General features: G+C 72.8%; 20 protein-coding genes and 1 pseudogene. 10 read left to right on the top strand and 11 right to left on the bottom strand.

Going from position 1 to position 19910, the window contains the following annotated elements:
• From cphA to Q7T52_RS07430, 3 genes are all read left to right on the top strand, one after another.
• On the top strand, window positions 1–2145 hold a 2145-nt coding region (gene cphA / locus Q7T52_RS07440), incomplete at its 5' end, for a cyanophycin synthetase (RefSeq protein WP_304800959.1).
• Window positions 2142–3446, top strand: a complete 1305-nt coding sequence (locus Q7T52_RS07435; protein WP_304800957.1) for a serine hydrolase — start codon at window positions 2142–2144, stop codon at window positions 3444–3446. The genes cphA and Q7T52_RS07435, both read left to right, overlap by 4 nt.
• Window positions 3443–3808, top strand: a complete 366-nt coding sequence (locus tag Q7T52_RS07430) for a hypothetical protein (RefSeq protein WP_304800955.1) — start codon at window positions 3443–3445, stop codon at window positions 3806–3808. Before Q7T52_RS07435 ends, Q7T52_RS07430 begins: the two co-directional genes overlap by 4 nt.
• A 3-nt stretch (window positions 3809–3811) precedes the next feature.
• On the opposite strand, the gene Q7T52_RS07425 is transcribed toward Q7T52_RS07430, so the two are convergent.
• Entirely contained in the window at window positions 3812–5515 is a 1704-nt protein-coding gene (locus Q7T52_RS07425) for a Mur ligase family protein (protein ID WP_304800953.1), read from the bottom strand.
• Window positions 5516–5580: 65 nt separating this feature from the next.
• Between Q7T52_RS07425 and Q7T52_RS07420 the strand changes: the two genes are divergently transcribed.
• Window positions 5581–6081 (top strand): DinB family protein, encoded by a 501-nt coding sequence (locus Q7T52_RS07420; protein ID WP_304800950.1) that lies wholly within the window; start codon window positions 5581–5583, stop codon window positions 6079–6081.
• 18 nt (window positions 6082–6099) lie between these two features.
• On the opposite strand, the gene fabI is transcribed toward Q7T52_RS07420, so the two are convergent.
• The 3 genes from fabI to Q7T52_RS07405 form a co-directional block, all read right to left on the bottom strand.
• Window positions 6100–6879 (bottom strand): enoyl-ACP reductase FabI, encoded by a 780-nt coding sequence (gene fabI, locus Q7T52_RS07415; RefSeq protein ID WP_304800948.1) that lies wholly within the window; start codon window positions 6877–6879, stop codon window positions 6100–6102.
• 1 nt (window position 6880) lies between these two features.
• A complete protein-coding gene (locus Q7T52_RS07410) occupies window positions 6881–7609 on the bottom strand; it encodes a beta-ketoacyl-ACP reductase (protein ID WP_304800946.1) in 729 nt (242 codons plus the stop codon).
• Between the two features lie 63 nt (window positions 7610–7672).
• The gene (locus Q7T52_RS07405) at window positions 7673–7888 is read right to left on the bottom strand and encodes a dodecin (protein ID WP_304800944.1); all 216 of its coding nucleotides are present in this window, start codon (window positions 7886–7888) and stop codon (window positions 7673–7675) included.
• A gap of 55 nt (window positions 7889–7943) precedes the next feature.
• On the opposite strand from Q7T52_RS07405, the gene Q7T52_RS07400 reads away from it, so the two are divergent.
• Window positions 7944–8264 (top strand): DUF3099 domain-containing protein, encoded by a 321-nt coding sequence (locus tag Q7T52_RS07400; RefSeq protein WP_304800942.1) that lies wholly within the window; start codon window positions 7944–7946, stop codon window positions 8262–8264.
• A gap of 11 nt (window positions 8265–8275) precedes the next feature.
• Complete coding sequence (locus Q7T52_RS07395) at window positions 8276–8491, top strand: acetone carboxylase (RefSeq protein ID WP_304800939.1); 216 nt, start codon at window positions 8276–8278, stop codon at window positions 8489–8491.
• 32 nt (window positions 8492–8523) lie between these two features.
• Here Q7T52_RS07395 and moaA read toward each other — a convergent pair whose 3' ends face one another.
• Entirely contained in the window at window positions 8524–9537 is a 1014-nt protein-coding gene (gene moaA, locus Q7T52_RS07390) for a GTP 3',8-cyclase MoaA (protein WP_304800937.1), read from the bottom strand.
• Window positions 9538–9605: 68 nt separating this feature from the next.
• Here moaA and Q7T52_RS07385 point away from each other — a divergent pair, with 68 nt between their 5' ends.
• Window positions 9606–10421 carry an SURF1 family protein gene (locus Q7T52_RS07385; protein ID WP_304800935.1) on the top strand — a complete coding sequence of 272 codons (816 nt, stop codon included), beginning with the start codon at window positions 9606–9608 and terminating at the stop codon, window positions 10419–10421.
• 15 nt (window positions 10422–10436) lie between these two features.
• Here the strand turns inward: Q7T52_RS07385 and Q7T52_RS07380 are convergent, their stop codons facing one another.
• Both Q7T52_RS07380 and Q7T52_RS07375 read right to left on the bottom strand, forming a co-directional pair.
• On the bottom strand, window positions 10437–12326 hold the full coding sequence (locus tag Q7T52_RS07380; protein ID WP_370692307.1) for an ABC transporter ATP-binding protein: 1890 nt from the start codon (window positions 12324–12326) through the stop codon (window positions 10437–10439).
• Between the two features lie 37 nt (window positions 12327–12363).
• On the bottom strand, window positions 12364–13176 hold the full coding sequence (locus Q7T52_RS07375) for an enoyl-CoA hydratase/isomerase family protein (protein ID WP_304800933.1): 813 nt from the start codon (window positions 13174–13176) through the stop codon (window positions 12364–12366).
• 106 nt (window positions 13177–13282) lie between these two features.
• Between Q7T52_RS07375 and Q7T52_RS07370 the strand changes: the two genes are divergently transcribed.
• A complete protein-coding gene (locus tag Q7T52_RS07370; protein ID WP_304800930.1) occupies window positions 13283–13972 on the top strand; it encodes an SDR family NAD(P)-dependent oxidoreductase in 690 nt (229 codons plus the stop codon).
• A pseudogene (locus tag Q7T52_RS07365) lies at window positions 13969–15041 on the top strand (S-adenosylmethionine:tRNA ribosyltransferase-isomerase). The gene Q7T52_RS07370 and the pseudogene Q7T52_RS07365 overlap by 4 nt, the downstream one beginning before the upstream one ends.
• A 24-nt stretch (window positions 15042–15065) precedes the next feature.
• On the opposite strand, the gene Q7T52_RS07355 reads toward Q7T52_RS07365, so the two are convergent.
• Entirely contained in the window at window positions 15066–16664 is a 1599-nt protein-coding gene (locus Q7T52_RS07355) for an ABC-F family ATP-binding cassette domain-containing protein (protein ID WP_304800923.1), read from the bottom strand.
• 97 nt (window positions 16665–16761) lie between these two features.
• Here Q7T52_RS07355 and Q7T52_RS07350 point away from each other — a divergent pair, with 97 nt between their 5' ends.
• Window positions 16762–17706, top strand: coding sequence for a neutral zinc metallopeptidase (locus Q7T52_RS07350; RefSeq protein WP_304800920.1), 945 nt, complete (start codon window positions 16762–16764; stop codon window positions 17704–17706).
• Window positions 17707–17713: 7 nt separating this feature from the next.
• Here Q7T52_RS07350 and Q7T52_RS07345 read toward each other — a convergent pair whose 3' ends face one another.
• Genes Q7T52_RS07345 through Q7T52_RS07335 form a run of 3 tightly spaced genes read right to left on the bottom strand, consistent with a single transcriptional unit; the run spans window position 17714 to window position 19747 of the window.
• Entirely contained in the window at window positions 17714–18622 is a 909-nt protein-coding gene (locus tag Q7T52_RS07345) for a phosphotransferase (protein WP_304800918.1), read from the bottom strand.
• A 10-nt stretch (window positions 18623–18632) separates the two neighbouring features.
• Window positions 18633–19142, bottom strand: coding sequence for a metallophosphoesterase (locus tag Q7T52_RS07340; protein WP_304800916.1), 510 nt, complete (start codon window positions 19140–19142; stop codon window positions 18633–18635).
• Entirely contained in the window at window positions 19139–19747 is a 609-nt protein-coding gene (locus Q7T52_RS07335) for an acVLRF1 family peptidyl-tRNA hydrolase (protein ID WP_304800914.1), read from the bottom strand. Before Q7T52_RS07335 ends, Q7T52_RS07340 begins: the two co-directional genes overlap by 4 nt.
• Window positions 19748–19910: the final 163 nt, after the last annotated feature.

Genomic DNA, 19910 nt, shown 5'->3' with positions numbered 1-19910 from the left:
ACCTCGGCCACCAGCGCCATCGCCGTCGACATCGCCTCCGACAAGGACCTCACCACCTCGCTGCTCGGCGCGGCCGGCCTGCCGGTGCCCAAGCAGGAGACGATGCGCACCGCCGACCAGGCCGTGCGTGCCGCCGAGCGCATCGGCTACCCGGTCGTCCTCAAGCCGCTCGACGGCAACCACGGACGCGGCGTCATCCTCGACAACGACGACGAGGCCGACGTGCGTGCGGCGTTCGAGATCGCCAAGGGCGAGTCGCGCCGCGGCGTCGTCCTGGTCGAGTCGCAGATCGTCGGCAAGGACTACCGATGCCTCATCATCGACGGCCGGGTCGCGGCCATCGCCGAGCGGGTGCCGGCGTCGGTCACCGGTGACGGCAACTCCACGGTCGAGCAGCTCGTCGACACCGCCAACGCCGACCCGCGCCGCGGCGTCGGCCACGAGAAGGTGCTGACCCGCATCAAGGTCGACGACGCCGCCGTACAGCTGGTGGCCGAGCAGGGCTTCGCGATGACCGACGTCCCGCCCGAGGGCGCCCACGTCAAGCTCGCCCTCACCGGCAACATGTCGACCGGTGGCATCTCGATCGACCGCACCTTCGAGGCCCATCCCGAGAACGTCGAGATCGCCGAGGAGGCCGCCCGGATGGTCGGCCTCGACATCGCGGGCATCGACTTCATCTGCCCCGACATCACCGAGCCGGTCCGCGAGACCGGCGGCGCGATCTGCGAGGTCAACGCGGCCCCCGGCTTCCGGATGCACACCCACCCGACCATCGGCGAGCCGCAGTTCATCGCCAAGCCGGTCGTCGACATGCTGTTCCCGCCCGGCGCGACCAGCCGCATCCCCATCGTCGCCGTCACCGGCACCAACGGCAAGACGACCACCTCGCGGATGATCAGCCACGTCTTCAAGGGCATGGGCCGCAAGGTCGGCATGACCTCGACCGACGGGGTCGTCATCGACGAGCGGCTCCTCATCCGCTCCGACGCCTCCGGCCCGCGCTCGGCCCGGATGGTGCTGCAGAACCCGCGCGTCGACTTCGCCGTCTTCGAGGTCGCTCGCGGCGGCATCCTGCGGGAGGGCCTCGGCTACGAGCGCAACGACGTCGCCGTCGTCCTCAACGTGCAGCCCGACCACCTGGGCCTGCGCGGCATCGACCCCGTCGAGCAGCTCGCCGACGTCAAGGCGGTGCTCGTCGAGGCCGTCCCGCGCGACGGTCACGCCGTGCTCAACGCCGACGACCCGCTGGTGCGCGAGATGCGCCGACGCTGCTCGGGCCAGGTCGTGTGGTTCTCGATGGAGGAGCCCGGCTCCGAGATCCGCGACATGATCGACGCCCACTGCCGTCGCGGCGGCAAGGCGCTGGTCCTCAACCCCAGCGAGCGCGGCGAGATGATCGTCGTCAAGCACGGCCCGCGCGAGATGCAGCTGGCCTGGACCCACCTCCTGCCCGCCACGTTCAACGGCCGGGCCCGGATGAACGTGCAGAACACCCTTGCCGCCGCCGCGGCCGCGTTCGCCGCCGGTGCCCCGCTCCACGACATCCGCCAGGGCCTGCGCACGTTCTCCACCAGCTACTACCTCTCCCCCGGGCGCCTCAACGAGGTCGAGGTCAACGGCGTCAACGTGATCGTCGACTACTGCCACAACGCGCCCGGCATGAAGATGCTCGGCGACTTCGTCGACCGCACCGGCGACTCGATGGCGTCCTCCCACGACCTGGCCCGCCCGTCGCGCATCGGCGTCATCGCCACCGCAGGCGACCGCCGCGACCAGGACATGCGCGAGCTCGGCGAGATCGCGGCCCAGCACTTCGACGTCGTCATCGTCCGCGAGGACGAGAGCCTGCGCGGTCGTCAGCGCGGCGAGGTCGCCGGGCTCGTCACCGAGGGCGTGCGTACGGCGATGGCCGCCGGCTCGCGCTGCAAGCAGGTCGAGGAGGTGCACGACGAGATCGAGGCGGTCCGCCACGCGATGTCGCGCGCCAACCGCGGCGACCTGCTCGTGATCTGCGTCGACAAGCACGCCCAGGTCATGAGCGAGCTCGAGAACTGGTCCTCGGTCGCCCAGGCCGGCTCCGGCGCCAGCGCCGACGCCCCCGCAGCCGACCCCGACTTCGTGCCGGCGCCCACCGAGGCATGATCGACGACCTGCTCGCCGAGGTCTGCGCCTCCACCGACACGCCCGGCGCCGTCGTCGGCGTCTCCTACGACGGGCAGGTCAGCGTCACTGCACATGGCGTGCTGAGCCGGCGAACCGGCTCACCGGTGAGGAGCGACAGCGTCTTCCAGGTCGGATCGGTCACCAAGCCGTTCACGGCGACACTCGTCGCCCAGCTGGCCGCGGAGGGCCGGCTCAGCCTCGACACCACGGTGGCCGAGCTGCTGCCAGGTGTGCATCTCGGCGTCGACGACCGCAGCGAACGGGTGACCGTGCGCCACCTGCTCACCCACACCAGCGGGATCGACGGCGACCTCTTCACCGACACCGGTCGCGGCGACGACGCGGTCGCGCGCTACGTCGACCTGCTGGCCGACGCCGCCGTGGTGCACGAGCCGGGCGCGGTCTACTCCTACTGCAACAGCGGGTTCGTCGTCCTCGGACGCATCGTCGAGGTTCTCGACGACACCACCTGGGACGACGCCCTGCGCCACCGCCTGACCGAGCCGCTGGGGCTCGACGACGTGGTCACGCTGCCCGAGCAGGCGATCCTGCGCGGGGCCGCCGTCGGCCACGAGCGGGGTGGGCAGGTGCGCGAGTGGGCGCTCCCGCGCTCGGTCGGGCCGGCGGGGACGGTGGTCACGACGGCCGCCGACCTGCTGGGCCTCGTGCGTCCGTGGCTCGACGGCAGCAGCGGGGGCACGCTCGCTCACATGGCCGATCCCCTCGTGCCCATCCCGGACGGCTCGGACCTGGGGTCGGTCGGTTGGGGGTGGCGGGTGGGCTCGTGGGGCGGCCACCAGGTCCTCGGCCACAGCGGGATGACGCTCGGTCAGAGCACGACGCTGCGCGTCGTACCGTCCCTCGGCCTCGCCGTCTGCGTGCTGACCAACAGCGAGCAGGCCGATGCCGTCCACCAGCTCGTGGTGCCCCACGTCGTCAGCGAGCTCACCGGCGTCCTGGTGCCGCCACCTGCCGGCCCCGACCCGGCGGCCGCCCCGACCGGGCTGGCGCGACACCTCGGCACCTACGTGCGCCGCGCGGCTCGCTACGACGTCGTGGACGACGACGGCGCCCTCCGGCTCACCGCGACCCCGACCGGTGACCTCGCCGGCCACGACGCCGTCGAGCACCACGTGCTCGTGCCCCGCGACGACACCGGGGACGCGTTCGTGCGACGCTCGGCCGACACCGACCCTTGGTCCACCGTCACGTTCGGATCGATGCCCGACGGCACCGCCATGCTCTTCGCCCAGGGCCGCGTGGCGGTGGCCGAGGCGTGAGGATCCTCGACCTCGGCGCCGTGCCCCACCGCGGCATCGACGCCCACGGCAGCACCGGCTTCCAGGTCGGCGCCTTCGGCATCGCCGCCGAGACCCACCTGGTGATGGTCCGCCTCCGCGCCGGTGGCGTCATCGGCCGGCACCCGGCCGCCGGTCGCCAGCTGCTCGTCGTCCTCGACGGCGACGCGCTGGTCTCCGGCAGCCACGGCGACGCCGTCGCCATCGGGCCCGGCAAGGCCGCGGTCTGGGAGCCCAACGAGCTGCACGAGACGCGGACGACGTCCGGCCTGGTCGCCATGGTGGTCGAGGGTGAGCTGGACCTCAGCACCCCGGGCGAGCAGGTCGACCCGGGCGACGTCTGAGGGTCAGGCCTCCGACGCGCTGGCTGCGGCGCGCACCTTGGCGGCGAGCGTCTCGTTGCTGTCGGGCACGCCACCGTGCTCGGCGATCCAGTCGTAGCACTCCTGCCGCTCGGCGTGGCACATCAGCCCGACCACGTCACCGGGCAGCGCCTGCCCGACGAGGGCGGAGAGGACCGCCACCTCGGTGGGGTACGCCGGCACACCGGTCACCCCGACCCGCTCGGCCCCGGCACGGAGCAGGGTCTCCAGCTCCTCGATCGTGCGACCGCGCAGGTACTTCTCCTTGTGGCCGATGGCGACGACGTCGCTGTCGCGGGCGGCGATCTCGCCGAGCTTCTCGATCAGCTCGTCGGTGCGGTCGCCGACGACCCCGAGCCCCAGCAGGATCCGCTGGTCGGGCCCGCGGACGCCGTTCATGATCTCGACCATCGCCTCGAGGCCGGCCTCGTTGTGGGCGAGGTCCATGACCACCGAGATCCCGTGGGGCATGGTGAAGAAGTTCATCCGGCCCGGATTGTGCTCAGCGTCGGGACGGAAGGTCCGCAGCCCCTCGATCACCACGTCGCGCGGGATCCCGATCGCCAGCGCCGCCGAGGCAGCGGCCAGGGTGTTCTCGACGTTGAAGCGGGAGAGCCCGGCCAGGGTCATCGGCACGTCGAGCAGCTCGATCAGCGGGTCGGGGTCGGCGTTGGGACGCAGCACCGAGACCCACCCGTCGATGACGACGGTGGCGCGACCGCCGTCGTTGAGGGTGTCGCGCACGCCCGGGGAGTCGATGTCGCGGGAGAACACCCACGGCTTGGCCTTGATCATCGAGCGCATCGCATAGACACGGGGGTCGTCGGCGTTGAGCACCGCCCAGCCCGAGCGACGGGTGATCCGCGGGACGACCGCCTTGACCTCGGCGAGCTGGTCGACGGTGTCGATGCCCTGCAGGCCGAGGTGGTCGGCGGTGACGTTGGTGACGACCGAGACGTCGTTGCGGACCAGTCCGATGCCCTTGAGCAGGATGCCGCCGCGCGCCGTCTCGGTGACGGCGAGCTCGACACCGGGCAGTGCCAGCACCCGGCCGGCGCCGCTGGGCCCGGAGTAGTCGCCCTCCTCGACCATCACGCCGTCGGCGTAGACCCCGTCGGTGTTGGACCACCCGACGTGCAGCCCGTGGGTGCGCCCGATGTGCGCCACCATCCGCGAGGTCGTGGTCTTGCCGTTGGTGCCCGTCACCGCCACGACCGGGACGTGCGGCACGATCGTCGTCGGCTCGGGCCCGGACTCCGCGGCCCCCACCCGCTCGGCGGCGCGGCTGACGGCCGCCTCGAGGTCGCCGCCGGGCATCGCGTCGAGCACGTCCCCGACCGCGTGGCCCATCTCCTGGGCGCGCGTCCGGTGCTTCCACGGGAACGCGACCACCACTCGCTGCGGGTCGCTGGTCGAGCGCACCCGCACGCCGAGCCGCGACGTACCGGACTCCTGCGCCACCGCCCGCACCAGCCGACCGACGGCGCGCAGCGCGAACCGCTGGCGGAAGCCCGAACCCGGGGCGCCCGGACGGGCGTTCTTGAGCCCGATCCGGGTGGCGAACCGGCCCGCGGTCTCCTCGGAGGCGTTGCTGAGCCCGCCGACGTCGAGGGTCAGCTTGATCGCGGCCCGGGGGAAGTAGAGGTTCGGCCCTTCGAGGACCCGGAGCTCGAGGAGGGAGGAAGGCACCCCCGCACCGTATCGAGCGCTGGACGCGGTCTCCGGTGTGGTCTCCGGGGGTGTCGGCTGGGGGCGTGACCGACCGACCCGCCGAGCGCGACCCGATCCTCTCCCGTCTCGCCGCGCAGCGCCGGCACGTGCTGGCCCAGGTCGAGGGCCTCGACGACGAGCAGCTGCGGCGTCCGGTGCTGCCGTCCCGCTGGTCGTGCCTCGAGCTGGTCCGCCACCTCACCCTGTCCGACGAGCGCTACTGGTTCGAGGTCGTCGTGGCGGGTGGGCCGCTGGACTTCTGGCCCGAGGACGACGACGGCGACTGGGAGGTCGGTGCCGACGAGCCCGCCGAGGGGGTGCTGCAGGCCTACCGCGACGCCATCGCCGGGTCCGACGCGATCATCGCGGCGCGCTCGCTCGACGAGCCGCCCGCGTCACCCGAGGAGTGGTGGGCCGAGGTCGGGATGTCGTTCCCCGACCTGCGCTCGGTGGTGCTGCACGTGCTGGTCGAGACCGCCGTCCACGCCGGCCAGCTCGACGCGGTGCGCGAGCTGATCGACGGGCGTCAGTACATCGTGCTCTGAGCCTCAGGTGGCCGAGGGTCAGGCGCCCATCGCGTGGAAGCCGCCGTCGACGTGGACGATCTCGCCGGTCGTGGCGGGGAAGAAGTCGGACAGCAGCGCGACGACCGCCTTGGCCGTCGGCACGTGGTCGGCGTTGTCCCAGCCGAGCGGGGCCTTGGTCTCCCACATCGCCTCGAGGTCCTCGAAGCCGGGGATCGCCTTGGCGGCCAGGGTCTTGAGCGGACCGGCCGAGACGAGGTTGACCCGGATGCCCTCGGGCCCGAGGTCGCGGGCCAGGTAGCGCGAGGTCGACTCCAGCGCCGCCTTGGCGACCCCCATCCAGTCGTAGACCGGCCAGGCCACGGTCGCGTCGAAGGTGAGCCCGACGACCGAGCCGCCGCTGCTCATCAGCGGTCGGGCGGCCGTGGCGAGGGCCTTGAGGGAGTACGCCGACACCTGCACGGCCTGGGCCACGTCCGGCCAGGGGCCGGTGAGGAACTTGCCGCCCAGCAGCGTCTCGGGGTTGCCGTAGGCGATCGAGTGGACGACGCCGTCGAGGTGGGCGTCGGCGCCGAGGTGCTCGCGCACCTGGTCGGCCAGCCCGGCGAGGTGCTCGTCGTCGGTGACGTCGAGCTCGAGCACCGCCGGCGTCTCCGGGAGCCGCTTGGCGATGCGGCGGGTGATGCCGAGCGCGCGGCCGAAGTTGGAGATGAGCACCGTGGCGCCCTGCTCCTGCGCCACCTTGGCGGTGGCGAACCCGATGGAGGAGTCCATCGTCACGCCCGCCACCAGGATCGTCTTGCCGTCGAGAATTCCCATGTCAGTGCCCCATTCCTAGTCCGCCGTCGACGGGGATGACCGCCCCGGTCACGTACGCCGCCCCGTCGCCCGCCAGCCAGGTGACCGCCGCGGCGACCTCGGCCGGGTCGGCGTAGCGGCCGAGCGGCACCTGCGCCTTGATCGCGGCCTTCTGGTCGTCGGTGAGGACGTCGGTCATGTCGGTGTCGACGAAGCCGGGGGCCACCACGTTGGCGGTGATCGAGCGCGAGCCGAGCTCGCGGGCCAGCGACCGCGCCATGCCGACGAGGCCGGACTTGGAGGCCGCGTAGTTGACCTGGCCCGGCGAGCCGAGGAGCCCGACCACCGAGGAGATGAAGATGATGCGGCCGCGGCGCAGCCGCAGCATGCCCTTGGTCGCGCGCTTGGCGAGCCGGAACGAGCCGGTCAGGTTGGTGTCGATGACCGACGACCAGTCGTCCTCCGACATCCGCAGGACCAGGGTGTCGGCGGTGATCCCGGCGTTGGCGACCAGCACCTCGACCGGGCCCAGCTCGGCCTCGATCGTCGCGAACGCTGCGTCCACGGCCGCCGGGTCGGTGACGTCGCAGCGGACGTCGAGGGTGCCGTCGGGCGCTCCCCCGCTCCGGGTCGTCACGGCGACCCGGTCGCCCAGCGCGACGAACGCCTCGGCGATGGCGCGGCCGATGCCGCGGTTGCCGCCGGTCACGAGCACGACGCGAGGGGTGGGTGGCTCGGGGGTTTCACTCACGTCGGCGACGCTAGTGATTACCGCGCGGTACCCGAAATGGATCGGCCCCGCCGGGAGCGTCGACTACTCGTCGTCCTCGAGGCGGAACCCGAGCTTGAGGCCGACCTGGTAGTGCTCGACCTGGCCGTCCTTGATCTGGCCCCGGACCTGGGTGACCTCGAACCAGTCGAGGTGGCGCAGGGTCTTGCTGGCGCGCTCGATGCCGTTGTTGATGGCCTCCTCGATACCGTTCGGGGAGGTGCCGACGATCTCGGTCAGGCGGTAGGTGCGGTTGCTCATGCGCTCACCTTAGGGGTGTCCGGACGGCCGGTGGCTGCGGCGTAGGCTCGTGAACATGGCCCGCAAGGAAGCGATCGACGACGTCGTCCGCATCACCACCGCAGCGGGTAGCCGGGCCGACGACATCCGGGCCCGCCAGAAGCGCTACCTGTTGTCGATGAGCTTGCGCACGCTCTGCTTCGTGGGCGCGATCGCCGCCTCGCTCAGCGGGGTCGACTGGTTGTGGCCGATCCTCATCGTGGGTGCGCTGGTGCTGCCCTACATCGCCGTGGTCATGGCCAACGCGGCGGCCAACCTGTCCGACGGCTTCCAGCTGCGTGAGGCCGACTTCAGCCACCGCGAGCTCGAGTCCGGCCCGACCAAGCGCGAGCTCTGAGCGACCCGGGCATGGATCCCGACCTCTGCTCCGCCAAGGGTTGCCGGAACCCCGCTACCTGGCAGCTGCTCTGGAACAACCCCAAGCTGCACACGCCCGACCGCCGCAAGGTGTGGCTCGCGTGCGACGAGCACCGGGAGTCACTGTCGCAGTTCCTGGGTGCGCGCCAGTTCCTCAAGGACGTCGTGCCCCACGAGGCCGACGCGGGCGAGGCCGAGCCGTCCTGACCGGCTGAGGCGACTGACCGGCTGGGCGGTTCTCAGCCGCCGATGGCCGACATGGGCCGTGACGGCTGCAGGAACGTCGGGTCGTCGATCCCGTGGCCCGCCGCCTTGCCGCGCATGGCGACCAGCCAGCGCTCGGCGAGCTCGGCGTCGGTGGCGCCTCCGCGCATCGCGCCGCGCAGGTCGGACTCCTCGCGGGCGAACAGGCAGGTGCGGACCTGGCCGTCGGCCGTCAGCCGCACGCGGTCGCAGTCGCCGCAGAACGGGCGCGTCACCGACGCGATGACCCCGACGGTCGCGGGCCCACCGTTGACGAGGAACCGCTCGGCGGGAGCGCTCCCCCGCGGCTCCTCGGCCGGGGTCAGGACAAAGGCCGCCTCGAGGGAGGCCAGGATCTCGTCGGCCACGATCATGCCGTCGCGCGACCAGCCGTGCTGGGCGTCGAGCGGCATCTGCTCGATGAAGCGGAGCTCGTAGCCGCGCTCGAGGCACCAGCCGAGCAGCTCGGCCGCCTGGTCGTCGTTGACGCCGCGCATCAGCACGGCGTTGACCTTGACGGGACCGAGCCCGGCGGCGGCGGCACCCTCGAGGCCGGCGACCACGTCGTGCAGCCGGTCGCGGCGGGTGAGCTGGTGGAACGTCTCGCGGCGCACCGAGTCGAGGCTCACGTTGACGCGGTCGAGGCCGGCCTCGGCCAGCGCGACGGCGGTCCGGGCGAGCCCGAGGCCGTTGGTGGTCAGCGACGTCTCGACCGCGCCCAGCGGCGTCTCGATGGCCTTGGTGCGGGCGACGATGTCGACGAGCCCCCGGCGTACGAGCGGCTCACCGCCGGTGAACCGCACCTCGCGCACCCCGAGCCGCTCCACGGCGACCGTCACCAGCCGGACGACCTCGTCCTCGGTCAGCTGGTCGGAGCCAGCCATCCAGTCGAGGCCCTCGGCCGGCATGCAGTAGGTGCAGCGGAGGTTGCACTTGTCGGTCAGCGAGACCCGGAGGTCGGTCGCCACCCGGCCGTAGCCGTCCTCGAGTGGTTGTGCGAGTACCGTCACACGCCGAGTCTACGGGCGGGTGGCTGGTCGGGGGTGGGTCGACACCGTTCGGCCAGTAATCTCGGGGGGTGGGCTCCTACCGCTTCCTCCTCAGCCGGCGCTGGGCGTCGTTCGCGGTGGTCGTGGTCCTGCTGGCGGGGCTCGCGTGGTGGCTCGGCGAGTGGCAGTTCGGCCGCCTCGACGACCGTCAGGGTCGCAACGAGATCACCCGGACCAACGAGGCCCGCCCGCCCGCACCCGTCGACGAGGTCCTCGCCGCCGACCGCGACGTCGACGAGCGTGACGAGTGGCGCCGCGTCGAGGCGACCGGCACCTACGACGTCGACCACACCGTCATCGTCCGCTACCGCAGCGACGACGACGGAGCACCGGGCGTCGACGTCGTCGTGCCCCTGGTGACCGACACCGGCGTCTCGCTCGTCGTCGACCGCGGCTTCATGCCGACCGACGCCCGCTCACTCGACGTGGGCGACGTCCCCGCCCCACCCACGGGCGAGGTCACGGTGGTCGGCTGGGTGCGCGTCAACGGCACCGGCAGCAGCACGGCCGTCGACGACCTCTCGACCCGCGCCATCTCGACCGACCGGATCGGTGACGCGATCGGCCGCCCGGTCTACGACGGGTTCGTCGACGCCGTCTCCGAGGACGGCGCCCCCGTCCCCGACCTGACCCCCCGCACCCTGCCCGAGCTCGACAACGGCCCGCACTTCTTCTACGGCCTGCAGTGGTGGTTCTTCGGCGTGCTCGCGGTGTTCGGGTTCTTCTACCTGGCCTACGACGAGCGCAAGCGCGGCCCGCGCGGTGAGCGCGAGACCGGCCCGAAGCAGCCACGCCCGGTCAAGGTGCGCCAGACCAACGTGCCGGCGGAGTACCAGCGGCGCTAGGTCAGGGGCTGGACGTCAGTCGGCGAGCGCGACCGGAGCGTCGTCGGTGAAGAACTGGGTGCGGTAGAGGTCGGCGTAGAGGCCGTCACGCTCGAGGAGCTGCGCGTGGGTGCCGAACTCAATGATCTGCCCGTCGTCGAGCACCAGGATCTGGTCGGCGTTGCGGACCGTGGAGAGCCGGTGGGCGATGACGAGGGACGTGCGGCCCTCGAGGGCCGCGTCGAGGGCGCGCTGGACGGCGGCCTCGGACTCGGAGTCGAGGTGGGCGGTCGCCTCGTCGAGGACGACGATCGCGGGCGACTTGAGCAGCAGCCGCGCGATGGCGAGGCGCTGGCGCTCACCCCCGGAGAGCCGGTAGCCGCGGTCGCCGACGACGGTGTCGAGGCCGTCGGCCAGCGAGCGGACGAGGCGGGCGATCTGGGCGGCCTCGAGGGCGTCCCAGATCTCCTCGTCGGTGGCGTCGGGCCGCGCGTAGCGCAGGTTGGCACCGATGGTGTCGTGGAACATGTGGGCGTCCTGGGTGACGTAGCCGACGACGTCCTCGAGCGACTGGAGCGTCACGTCGCGCACGTCGTGGCCGCCGACGCGGACGGCACCGCCGCCGACGTCGTAGAGCCGGGCCACCAGGTGCGTGATGGTGCTCTTGCCGGCGCCCGAGGGCCCGACCAGGGCGACCATCTCGCCCGGCTGGGCGACGAAGCCGACGTCGGTGAGGACCTGGGGGCGCTCGCGGGACTCGGTGCGCGCCAGGTTCTCCAGGGAGCCGAGCGACACCTCGTCGGCGCCGGGGTAGGCGAACGAGACGTGCTCGAACTCGAGCCGGCCGGCGTCGCGGGGCAGCGCGATGGCGCCGTGCTTCTGCTTGATGAGCGAGGGCAGGTCGAGGATCTCGAAGACGCGCTCGAAGCTGACGAGCGCGGTCATCACGTCGACGCGCACGTTGGACAATCCCTGGAGCGGGCCGAGCAGGCGCAGCAGCAGGGTGGCGAGGGCGAGCAGGGTGCCGACGGTGAGGGTGCCGTCGACGGCGAGGTGGCCGCCGACGCCGTAGACGAGCGCCGTCGCCAGAGCGGGCACGAGCATCATCGAGGCCCCGAAGACGCGGGTGATGAGCGAGATCCGGATGCCGAGGTCGCGCACCCGGGCGGCCTTGGTGGCGAACAGCGCGTCCTCCTCGCCGCGGCGGCCGAAGAGCTTGAGCAGCATGGCGCCGCCGACGTTGAAGCGCTCGGTCATCACGTTGCCGAGGTCGGCGTTGCCGTCCATCTGCTGGCGGGTGAGCCCGGCGAGCCGGGCGCCGACCCACCGCGAGACGAGGAAGAGGATCGGGAACATCACCAGGCAGAGCAGGGTGACCCGCCAGCTGAGCGCGAACATCGCGATGCCGTCGACGACCACGGCGATGGAGTTGGACTCGGTGCTCGAGAGGGTGGAGGTGAAGGCCCGCTGGGCGCCGATCACGTCGTTGTTGAGCCGCGAGACGAGCGCCCCGGTCTGGGTGCGCGTGAAGAACGCCAGCGACTGTCGCTGCACGTGGCCAAAGACCTGGGTGCGCAGGTCGAAGATGAGGCCCTCGCCGATGCGCGAGGAGAACCAGCCGCCGAACACGGCGAGGACGGCGCTGAGGATGGCGGCGCCGGCCATGGCCAGCGCGAGCAGGGTGACGAGGCCGCCGTCGCCGGCGATGATGCCGTCGTCGACGATCCGCTGCACCAGCAGCGGGGTGACGATCACCATCGAGGAGTCGATGACGGTGATGGTCAGGAAGATCGCGATGAGGCGGCGGTGGGGCCGCGCGAAGCCGAACACACGGCGTACGGTCTGGCGCGAGACGCGCTTGTCGACGACGCTGCGGTCGGAGCGCAGTGACCGCCACGCGGCGGCGTTGGGAGACATGAGGGACATCGGTCCACCTCCTGTGAGGCTTGGGTGCTCGCCCCCGTCAGGAGGGCAGCAGGGCGGCGAGCTCGCGGAACCGGCGGGCCTGGGCCTCCCGCTCGAGTCGACGTTGGGTGTCGAGGTCGTGGCGGGCGGCGCCGAGGATCAGCGTCTTGGTCTCGCGGACCGCACCGGCCATCGGTGCGGTGAGGGCGCCGACGAGGTCGGCCAGGCGGGCGTCGAGCGAGTCGGCGGGTACGGCGTCGAGGGCGAAGCCGATGCGCACCGCTTCGTCGGCGCCCACGTTGCGCGCCGTGGTGCAGATCTCCAGCGCCCTCGGGTAGCCAACCGCCTCGACCAGCGGTTTTGTTCCCGTGAGGTCGGGGACGAGGCCGAGCGCGGCCTCCTTCATGCAGAAGTAGGCGTCGTCGGCGGTCAGGATCAGGTCGCACGACAGCGCGAGCTGGAAGCCGGCCCCGATGGCGTAGCCGTGGACGACCGCGATCGAGACGAACCGCGGGTCGCGCAGCCAGGTGAAGCCCTGCTGGTAGTCGTCGATCGTCGCCGAGATCTCGTCGTCGGAGCGGGCCAGCAGGTCAGCCACGCTCTCCTGGCCGTCGCCGCCGCCGGGCGTCAGCAGCGTGCGGTCGAGTCCGGCCGAGAAGGTCGCCCCCGCGCCACGCAGCACGACGACCCGGACCTCGTCGGGCAGCTGGGCGCCGATCGCGGCCAGGGTGCGCCACATCGTCGGCGTCTGGGCGTTGCGCGCCTCGGGCTTGTCGAGGGTGATCGTGGCGACGACGCCGTCGACCTCGTAGCGCAGGCGGGCGGCGGCGAGCTGGTCGGCCGTGATCGTGCCGGTCGTGGTGCTGGTCATGCGGCGAGTCTAGGGAGGGGCACCGACAACCCTTGACCTCAACCTCGCTTTAACTTGCAGGCTGGACGGACATCCCACGAAGGAACCGATCCCACAGGAGGACGGAATGCCCGTCGCACTCGTCACCGGAGGCTCGGCCGGACTCGGCCGCGCCCTCGTCCACACGCTCGACCAGCAGGGCTGGACCGTCGTCACCGACGGCCGCGACCCCGCGCGGCTCGCCGGGGCGGTGGCCGGCCTCGGGGCCGTCGTGCCGGTCCCGGGCGACGTCGCCGACCCCGACCACCAGGAGGCCCTGGCCCGCGAGGTCGCGTGGCTCGGCCGCCTCGACCTGCTGGTCCACAACGCCAGCACCCTCGGTCCGCTCCCCCTGCGGCCGCTCCGCGAGCTGACCGCCGACGACCTGCTCACCACGTGGCGGACCAACGCCGCGGCGCCGGTCGCCCTGACCCGGCTCGTCCTCCCCCAGCTGCGCGTCGCCGCAGGCGTCGTCCTGTCGCTCTCGAGCGACGCGGCGGTCGAGCACCACGAGACCTGGGGGGCCTACGCCGCCGGCAAGGCCGCGCTCGACCACCTGACCCTCACGCTCGGCGTCGAGGAGGGGCTGATGGCCTACGCCGTCGACCCCGGCGACATGCGCACCACCATGCACCAGGACGCCTTCCCCGGCGAGGACGTCTCGGACCGTCCGACCCCGGAGTCGGTGGTGCCGTCGCTGCTGGCGCTGCTCGCCGCCCGGCCGCCGTCGGGTCGCTACCGGGCCTCGGCCTGGGCCGTCGCCGAGGTGCCGGCATGACGCTGCTGACCGAGACCCCGACCACCACGTTCACGGCGCCGGACGTCGCGCCGTCGCCCGCCGAGGCCCGTGGCCAGCGCCGCGACGCCACCCGGCTGCTCGTCGCCCGGCCCGACGGCACCACCCACGCGGCCTTCCACGACCTCGCGGACCACCTGCACGCCGGCGACCTCGTGGTCGTCAACAACTCGGCCACCGTCGCCGGGCAGGTCGACGCCCGGTCCACCCGGCACGGTGCCGTCGTCGTGCACGCCGCCGCACCGCTCGACGACGGCACCTGGGTCGTCGAGGTGCGCACCGCGCCCGACGCCGCCCGGGCCGTCCTCGACGCCCAGGCCGGTGACCGACTGACGCTCCCCCTCGACGGCGACGGGGCGACCCTCGACCTGATCGCGGCCTACCCGCCCGACGGGTCGTCCCCCACCGGGTACGGCAACCGGCTCTGGCGCGCCCGGGTGACCGGCGACCTCCACCGGACCATGGCGCGGCACGGGCGGCCGATCTCCTACGGCTACCTCGACCGCACCTACCCCCTCGACGCCTACCAGACGATCTTCGGCACCCGACCCGGCTCCGCCGAGATGCCGTCGGCTGCCCGGCCCTTCACCACCGGGCTCGTCACCCGGCTCGTCTCGCGCGGCGTCGGCGTCGCCCCGGTCACGCTCCACACCGGCGTCTCCTCACAGGAGGCCGGCGAGGCGCCGCAGCCCGAGCGCTTCGAGGTCACCGACGCCACGGCGCGCGCCGTCAACGCGGTGCGGGCGGGCGGGGCCGGGTCGTGGCCGTCGGTACGACGGTCACCCGCGCCCTGGAGTCCGCCGTCGCGCCCGACGGGCGGGTGGTGGCGGCGTCCGGCTGGACCTCACGCGTCGTGACGCCGGGCGACCCGCCGCGGGTCGTGACCGGGCTCGTCACCGGCTGGCACGACCCCGCCGCCTCGCACCTGCTGCTGGTCGAGGCCGTCGCGGGTCGAGAGCTCACGCAGTCGGCGTACGACGCGGCGGTGGCGGGTGGCTACCTGTGGCACGAGTTCGGCGACGCGGCGCTGTTGCTGCCCGACGTCGGCTGAGGTCAGGCAGAGGTCAGGCAGAGGTCAGGCCAGCGACACCAGGTCGGCGTAGTCCTCGCTCCACAGGTCCTCGTCGCCGTCGGGGAGAAGCAGGACCCGGTCGGGCTCGAGCGCGCGGACGGCGCCCTCGTCGTGGGTGACCAGGATGATCGCGCCCTCATAGCTGCGGATCGCGCCGAGGACCTCCTCGCGGGAGGCCGGGTCGAGGTTGTTGGTGGGCTCGTCGAGGAGCAGCACGTTGGCGCTCGAGACGACCAGGGAGGCCAGGGCCAGCCGGGTCTTCTCACCACCGGACAGCACCGCCGCCGGCTTGGACGCGTCGTCGCCGGAGAAGAGGAACGAGCCCAGCACCGAGCGGGCCTCGGTGTCGGTGAGCTGTGGCGCGGCCGACTGCATGTTCTCGAGCACGGTGCGGGAGGTGTCGAGGGTCTCGTGCTCCTGGGCGTAGTAGCCCAGCTTGAGCCCGTGGCCCGGGATGACTGCGCCGGTGTCGGACTGGTCGACGCCGCCGAGGATGCGCAGCAGGGTGGTCTTGCCCGCTCCGTTGAGACCGAGGATGACGACGCGCGAGCCGCGGTCGATGGCGAGGTCGACGTCGGTGAAGACCTCGAGCGAGCCGTAGGACTTCGACAGCTCCGAGGCCGTGAGCGGGGTCTTGCCGCAGGGGGCCGGCGACGGGAACTTGATCTTGGCGACCTTGTCGGCCGCGCGCTCGCCCTCGAGGCCGGCCATGATCTTCTCGGCGCGCTTGAGCATCGACTGCGCGGCGACCGCCTTGGACGCCTTGGCGCGCATCTTGTTGGCCTGGTCGGTGAGCGTCTTGGCCTTGTTCTCGGCGTTGGACCGCTCGCGCTTGCGGCGCTTCTCGTCGGTCTCGCGCTGGGTCAGGTAGAGCTTCCAGCCCATGTTGTAGAGGTCGATGACCCCGCGGTTGGCGTCGAGGTGGAAGACCTTGTTGACGGTCTCCTCGAGCAGCGCGTTGTCGTGGCTGATCACGATGAACCCGCCGTGGTGCTGCTTGAGGAAGTCGCGCAGCCAGACGATCGAGTCGGCGTCGAGGTGGTTGGTCGGCTCGTCGAGGATGAGCACCTCGGCGTCGGAGAACAGGATGCGCGCGAGCTCGACCCGGCGGCGCTGGCCGCCCGAGAGCGTCCGGAGCGGTTGGTTGAGGATGCGCTCCTCGATGCCGAGGGAAGCGGCGATCGTCGCGGCCTCGGACTCGGCGGCGTAGCCACCGCCGGCCTGCATCTCGTCGGTGGCCCGCGTGTAGCGCTTCATGCCCTTCTCGCGCTGCTTCGGGTCGTCGGAGCCCATCAGCTCCTCGGCCTCACGCATCCGGCGTACGACGGCGTCGAGGCCGCGCGCCGACAGGATGCGGTCGCGCGCGAGGACGTCGGGATCGCCGGTGCGCGGGTCCTGCGGGAGGTAGCCCACCTCGCCGGTCCGCGTGACGGTGCCGCCGGCGGGCACGGCCTCGCCCGCGAGGATCTTGGTGAGGGTGGTCTTGCCGGCGCCGTTGCGTCCGACGAGGCCGACCTTGTCGCCCGCGGCGACCCGGAAGGTGACGTCCTCCATGAGGAGCCGGGCACCGGCCCGGACCTCGAGCTGGTGAGCGGTGATCATGGTCCCCCGATTCTAGGGACGCCGGGCCCCTCCCACCCCATCGGCGCCGACCCCAGGGCCCCGACGTGACAGAGCGCACGTGGCCTACATTGCCGTCATGCGCTTCAACCCCAAGGCCCGCCTCGACAGCAGCCGCGTCAGCGACGCCGGACGGGGCTCCGGTGGCGGTGGCCTCGGTGGCGGCGGCAGCCGGCTCCCCATCCCCGGCGGCGTCGCCGGTGGCGGCGGCGTCATCGGCGTCATCGTCGTGGTCGTCTTCATCGCGATCCAGCTGTTCTCCGGCAGCGGTGGCGGCGGCGGGCTCGGCGGGGGCACCGGCGGCGGGGGGCTCGACGCGAGCCGGTTCAGCGACACCGGCCGCTACGCCTCCTGCAAGACCGGCGCCGACGCCAACAAGAGCGCCGACTGCGCCCGGGTCGCGGTCGAGAACTCGCTGCGCGACTTCTGGGGCGACACCCTCGGCGACGAGTTCACGCCCGTCGACCAGGTCGTGACGTTCGAGGGCAGCATCGGGACCGGCTGCGGCGGCGCCGACTCGTCGGTCGGGCCGTTCTACTGCCCGTCCGACCAGCGCATCTACCTCGACTCCGGCTTCTTCGACGAGGTCCTCGAGCGCCAGCTCGGCGGCCCCGACGGCGGGTTCGTCGAGCCCTACGTGCTCGCCCACGAGTACGGCCACCACATCTCCAACCTGATCGGCACGATCGGCAACGTGAAGGGCGACACCGGCCCCCAGAGCAGTGGCGTGCGCCTCGAGCTCCAGGCCGACTGCTTCGCCGGCATGTGGGCGAGGTCGGCCACCGAGACCGAGGACGCTGACGGCAACGTGCTCTTCGCCGAGCTCAACCAGCAGGACATCGACCTGGCCCTCGAGGCGGCCGCGGCCGTGGGCGACGACCGCATCCAGAAGAAGACGACCGGCCAGGTCGACTCCGAGACCTGGACCCACGGCTCGGCCGCCAACCGCCAGAAGTGGTTCGGCATCGGCTTCGAGCAGGGATCGCTCGACGCCTGCGACACGTTCTCGGTGGACAAGGTCTGAGCCGACCTCACCAGCCGAGCAGGGCCTCCACGTGGGGTGCCTGCCGCTGCAGCGCCCGGAGGTAGGGCGCCACGGCGGGGTGCCGGTACTTCCCGGCGAGCGCACCCTCGCCGCCCGCGACCCGCGCCAGCGCCCACTCGGCCCGGCCGAAGGCCGTGTAGACCGCGGTGATCCGGGCGCCGAGCAGCACGTCGTCGACGGCCGCCACGCCGTCGGGCAGACCCATCAGGTAGGCGTCGAGGAGCGGCTCGAACTCCTCACGGGCCGTGAGCGAGAAGTAGCCGAGGTCGCCGCCCACGGGCCCGACGCCCAGCGTCGCCCAGTCGATCGCGACGGCGTCGTCGCCCTGCCGGCCCGGGATGTTGTCGTGTGACGGGTCGCCGTGCTGCGGCACCTGGGGCAGCGCGTCCAGCAGCGAGAGGAACTCGCCGCGCCGCGTCCAGAGGTGGTCCGCGACGTCGGCGGCGGTGGTCCGCGCCAGGGTGCGCCACCCGCCGGCCCGGTGCTCGGTGCGCGCGAGGCGCTGCCGGAGCTGGTCGACGGTCAGGAACCGGGGCCGCGCGAGGTTGCTGCCGGCGAACCGACCGAGGGCGACCGCCACGAACAGCCCGCTCAGCGCGGCGTCCTCGACCCACTCGCGGGTGATGGTGATGCCGTGGTCGTCCTCCTCCACGGCAGCGGTCACCGCGCGGAGCCCCGAGGTGGTCGTCGCGATGCCGGTGTCGAGCACGTCGGCCTCGCGCCGCCAGTAGGCGAAGTGGGTGCGGTCCGACAGCTCGGCGGGGTCGCGCGGCGACGGCGCGCCGAGCCGCTTCACGACGACGGGCTGCTCGCCGTAGGCCGTCCGCCACACGCCCACGGTGGACGCACCGGCGCCACGGGGCAGGGCGTGCCACCCCGGGTCGGGCTCCCACATGCTGCGGACGCTACTGGACCCGCGGCGGCAGACGGTGGAGCCGGACGTCCGCCAGCGCGCCGTCGTGCGCCGTCAGGGTCAGGTAGGTGCAGTGCGGCTGCTGCCGGCGGTCGGTCGGGGAGCCGGGGTTGAGCAGCCGGAGGCCGCGCGGCGTGACGGTGTCCCACGGGATGTGGCTGTGGCCGAACACGAGCACGTCGGCGTCGGGGTAGGCCGCATCGCACCGGGCCTCGCGACCCTGCTTGCCACCGGTCTCGTGCACGACCGCGAACCGGACACCGCCCAGCTCGGCCGTCGCGACCTCGGGCAGCCGGGCGCGCAGGTCGGGGCCGTCGTTGTTGCCGACCACGCCCACCAGGCGTCGCGCCCGCGCCTCGAGCCGGTCGAGCGTCGCCAGGTCGACCCAGTCGCCCGCGTGGACCACGACGTCGGCCTCGTCGACGCGCTCCCACACCTCGGCGGGCAGGTCGCGGGCCCGCTTGGGCAGGTGGGTGTCGGCTAGGACGAGCACGTGGGTCACGCGTTGGTCACCTCGACCTGGAGCGCGGTCGCGTCGAGCACCGCCTGCTCCAGCACGCCGCGTCGCGGGTCGGGCACCGCGAGCCACGGCGCCACCACCGTGACGCCGCCGAGCCGCGTGTCGGCGAGCACCTCCTCGACCGCGCCGTGGTCGCCACCGGTCACCAGAGGCCCGTGGAGCGTGCCGAGGATCCGCGCGGCGTGGTCGGCTGCGGCCTCGTAGGCCTGGCGCGCCTGGTTGTCACGCCGTCGGGCGAACCGCTGCTGCGACTGGCCGCCGGCCTTGGTGCGGCCCTGCACGTGCCGCCGCCCGGTCTTGGACTCCCCCGTCGTCGTGCCGGCCATCCGCGCCATCGCGAAGCCGCCCTTGCGCACGAGCAGCACGCCCCAGTCACCGGGCACGGACGCCGCGGCGCCGAGCCCGTCGGCGGTCGCCGGGCCGTCGTACGACGTCGCGAACGGCAGTCGCGCCGTGAAGGTCGACCCGTCGTCCGCAGTGCCGGAGAGCGCGCCGTCGGTGACGGCGTAGGAGGTCGCGCCGTGGCTGCGCTCGAAGTTGTCGACCCAGCGCGGCCAGCGCGCGGGCGGGACGAGGACGACGGGCACGACTGCACCGTAGTCGGCGTCAGGCGACCGGCCCGCCCGGCAGGCTCAGCGTCCAGTAGCCGCAACGGTCGCGCTCGACGTGCTCCACGCCGTTCTCGTCGACCCACGTCCACTCGTCGACCGGGGCGACGCCGGGCTCCCGGCGCCAGCCGAGCCGGCGGCA

The organism is Nocardioides sp. (assembly GCF_030655615.1).
In the GTDB taxonomy this organism is placed as follows: Bacteria; Actinomycetota; Actinomycetes; order Propionibacteriales; family Nocardioidaceae; genus Nocardioides.
The sequence above is the reverse complement of the archived record's forward strand: the minus strand, read 5'-3'. Positions and strand labels throughout refer to the sequence as shown.